We start from the raw sequence: 2,863 nt of genomic DNA, 5'->3' as shown, positions 1-2,863 counted from the left end.
TGCATGGCAATACAAGGAGTATCTGTACAAGGGAGAGATTGGGAGATTTAAGGATATATTGAAAGAAAACAAGCTAGGTGAGACAGTATCGGTAGATATTTTACGTAATTATGGAGAGTTTAAGAAGCATGTGCTGCTTAGACTACACCCTGACAAGGGAGGGAGAGGGGAAGATTTTATATTTGCAAGGGAATTGCAGCAAAAAATGAGCTCTGATATTGATATAAAGGGAATGATAGGAGAAAAAGCGGCAGAAGTGGAAGTTGTGATGTATAAAGTAGCGTTGAGCATCAAGATAGCTGATACAGTAGTGGATGTACTAAGAGTGGTCAATCGACCAACAGTGGAGAATGTGAAGCAAGTGGTATTGGGCACGGTGCATGTGTATGGAATGTACAAGGGATTGAATGTGTATGGATTAGCACTAGTGGGTTTGGAAGCTACATATCAAGTGTACCAGGGAGAATACGCTGAGGCGCTAAAACAGGTACTGGTAACGACAGTTTACATGGCGTTACCAATGGTGATGGGTGCAGGAGGTTTGCCATATACAGGGTTGATATTTACATCAGGAATGACGGTGTACAGCCTTTACCATCTGATGTCCAACGTGCATAGTCTGTACACAGAACACACGAGTGATGACAATGTAGCGAAATCATCAGAGGCTTATGCGAGTCTATATAGTTTACTAGCTTGCACACCCTTGCAATACGTATACGAGTTTGATAGCTCTAGGGGAGAGTATAATGAATTGATGCAGGAACAAGGTCAAGCAGAAGGAGCATTTCAAGGTGATAATTGATGATATGTGGGGAAGGTGTGTTGAGAGATTTGAGTGGTTATAACAATGCAAGGTTATGTGATGAGATAGCAAAATTAGCGTGTAGAGGTCATAAGGATGACAGTTATATTAGGTATTGGTTAAGAGCGGCTATTCCCAAATTGGAGGAATTTAATGCGCAAGAATTATCAAAGAGTATCTGGAGTTTGGCGCGTCTTGGTTACAGAGAGGATGATTTCATAAGAGAATGGGTAGAAGTATCAACTAGAAAACTCCTAGAGTTTAACTGCCAGAATTTGTCCAACAGCATATGGAGTTTAGTGCGTCTTGGTTACAGGGAGGATGATTTCATAAGAGAATGGGTAGAAGTATCAACTAGAAAACTCCTAGAGTTTAATGTGCAGGACTTGTCGAATAGTATTTGGAGTTTGGCGCGTCTTGGTTACAGAGATGATCACTTCATAAGAGAATGGGTAAGGGCATCAACTAGGAAATTGCTGGAGTTTAACACGCAGGAATTGTCGAGCAGCATATGGAGCTTAGCGCGTTTTGGTTACAGAGATGATGATTTTATAAGAGCATGGGTAAGGGTATCAACTAGAAAATTGCTAGAGTTTAATAGTCAGGATTTGTCGAACAGTCTCTGGAGTTTAGTACGTTTTAGTTATAGGGACGCTGATTTTATAAGAGAATGGGTAAGGGTATCAACTAGAAAATTGCTAGAGTTTAACGCCCAGGAGTTGTCGAGCAGCATATGGAGCCTAGCGCGTCTTGGTTACAGAGATGATGATTTCATAAGAGACTGGGTAATAATATCAATTAGAAAACTGTCAGATTTTAATGGACAAGGACTGTCCAATAGCGTTTGGAGTTTAGTGCGTCTTGGTTACAGGGACGATGATTTCATAAGAAAATGGGTAAGAGAGTCAACTGCAAAACTAGCAGAGTTTGTTCCGCAGCACTTGTCCAACAGCATATGGAGTTTAGCGCGTCTTGGTTACAGGGATGCTGATTTTATAAGAGACTGGGTAAGGGTATCAACTAGAAAATTGCTAGAGTTTAATGGCCAGGATTTGTCTAACAGTCTCTGGAGCTTAACGCGTCTTGGTTACAGAGATGATCACTTCATAAGAGAATGGGCGAATGTATCAATTGGAAAACTATCAGAGTTCAATGCCCAAAACTTGTCGAACAGTATCTGGAGTTTGGCGCATTTTGGTTATAGAGACGATGGTTTTATAATAGAGTGGACAAGAGCAGTAGATAAAAAGCTTGGGCAATTCAATCTAAAGGACGTAGAGGGGAGTATCACTGGATTATCTTGTCTGTTGTTTAGAAGAGATGTGAAGCTAAACGAGAGTGAATTGGTGTGGATGTTATACCCGAGTCAAAGATTGGTAAGTGGAATAGAAGTATTGTTGAGGAGTAGTGTGTTCAATAATGGCCTGATGGGACTATATCTGGTGTCAAAGGTACTGGAGCAAGGTGGAATAAAAGGAGACGTACTACAAATGTTGGAAACGTTCCGTATGTTTTTGAGGGAAAAAAATAAAGAGATACGGACTGGAGGGTGTTTAGGAATACTTGGTGTTATAAGTGGGTATGAAGTGAGTGATGGGATAGTTGGAGCACTACTAAAGGAACTGAGATCGTTATTACAAGACGATGAATGGGAAGTAAGAAGTGCATCATGTGTGGCATTAGAGAAGTTGATAAGTGTGTACGGTATAGATGAATATAGCATGTGGATACTGTTGGAAGAGGTATGTGCTCTATTAGAAGCAGGCAAAGTAGGAAGTGCATCATATGGGATATTGAGGGAGATAGGATTAAGAACAGATGTGATGAGTGTGAAGAAGAAAATATTGAAGACAATGTGTAAGGCAGAAATGAATAGGAGAGGGGAAGACGAAGTATTAGAGGTAGAGTGGAGACTGGAAGATGCATTGTTGAACAGAATATTGGAGAAGGTACTGTGTTGGTTAGGAGATGGGAGGGTATTATTAGAAGGTGAAGTAGAAGTATTGTTGTGGGATATATGGAAGGAAGGTGATAAGAAGAAGGTGAGTATATCGGAAG

Annotated in this window: 1 protein-coding gene and 1 pseudogene; both read left to right on the top strand. The window is 40.7% G+C overall.

Annotation, left to right across the window (positions count from 1 at the left end; translation table 11 throughout):
- On the top strand, positions 1 to 805 hold an 805-nt coding region (locus EDM53_RS06310; protein ID WP_165379697.1), incomplete at its 5' end, for a hypothetical protein.
- Positions 805 to 2,863 (top strand): annotated as a pseudogene (locus EDM53_RS05905) (hypothetical protein); the annotation flags it as partial. The gene EDM53_RS06310 and the pseudogene EDM53_RS05905, both read left to right, overlap by 1 nt.

It is taken from the genome of Rickettsiales endosymbiont of Peranema trichophorum (genome assembly GCF_004210275.1).
In the GTDB taxonomy this organism is placed as follows: Bacteria; Pseudomonadota; Alphaproteobacteria; order Rickettsiales; family Midichloriaceae; genus RICK02.
The sequence above is the reverse complement of the archived record's forward strand: the minus strand, read 5'-3'. Positions and strand labels throughout refer to the sequence as shown.